Here is a 1155-nt window from a genome sequence, read left to right on the forward strand (position 1 = left end):
TATTGAATACAAGATGTGAAAGACAATGGATATTAAACAGCAGGTTGCTGAGCAACGTACCGAGCTAGAGCAAGCCGTGGCACGAGCACTGGAGCTCGCGTCGGCGAAGTCGGATGCAGCAGAAGTCGCAATTACTAAAAGCACAGGTTTGAGTGTTTCCACTCGAATGGGTGATGTAGAAAATGTCGAGTTCAACAGTGATGGTGCGCTTGGCATTACCGTTTACCGAGGCCAACGTAAGGGCAGCGCTTCCACATCTGATTTGAGTGAAGCGGCGATTGAACAGACAGTGAATGCCGCGCTTGATATCGCTCATTACACATCTGAAGACCCATTCGCAGGCCCAGCGCCGAAAGAATTTATGGTGAAAGAGGTGCCAGATCTTGACCTTTTCCACCCAGACTCTCCAGACCCAGACTACGCAGCACAAATGGCGATTGCCGCTGAGAAAGAAGCGCTAAGCTACAGCGATGCAATCAAGCAAAGTGACGGTGCAAGCTACGATAGCCACTACGGCGTCAAAGTGTACGGAAACAGCCATGGTTTGTTAGCAAGCTACGCGTCTAGCCGCCACAGCACAAGCTGCTGCGTTATTGGCGTGGGCAAAAATGGCGAAATGGAACGTGACTACAGCTATACCGTTGCCCGCCATCGCGATGATTTGTGGACGCCAGAAACCGTCGGCCGCAAAGCGGCGGAAAATACTGTAAGCCGACTGGATGCTCAACGATTGAAAACGGGCCAATACCCAATTATGTTTGCGGCCGATGTGGCAACTGGCTTGATTGGTCACCTAGTGATGGCGATCAGCGGTGGCAACCTGTACCGCAAATCTTCTTTCTTACTGGATCACTTGGGTAAACAAGTCTTGCCTGAATGGTTCAATATTTCAGAGCGTCCGCATGTATTGCGCGGTTTGGCTTCCAGCCCATTCGATAGCGAAGGCGTTTATACGCAAGATCGTGAAATCATTACCGATGGTGTGTTGGCGACCTATCTACTGACCAGTTATGCCGCTCGCAAGATGAAGATGGATCCAACCGGTCACGCTGGTGGTATTCACAACTGGTACGTGAAGTCGACAGGCCAAAACTTTGAGCAAATGCTGAAGGAATTGGGCACAGGCCTTTTGGTAACAGAAGTGATGGGCCAAGG

The 1155-nt window shown here is 50.6% G+C and carries 1 protein-coding gene; it reads left to right on the forward strand.

All coding sequences use genetic code 11. The features are described from left to right. Positions 1-25: 25 nt before the first annotated feature. A partial coding sequence (pmbA, locus tag R7035_RS25640; protein WP_318146371.1) for a metalloprotease PmbA occupies positions 26-1155 on the forward strand: 1130 nt, incomplete at its 3' end.

Source organism: Vibrio sp. 1731, from assembly GCF_033339955.1.
Taxonomy (GTDB): domain Bacteria; phylum Pseudomonadota; class Gammaproteobacteria; order Enterobacterales; family Vibrionaceae; genus Vibrio; species Vibrio alginolyticus.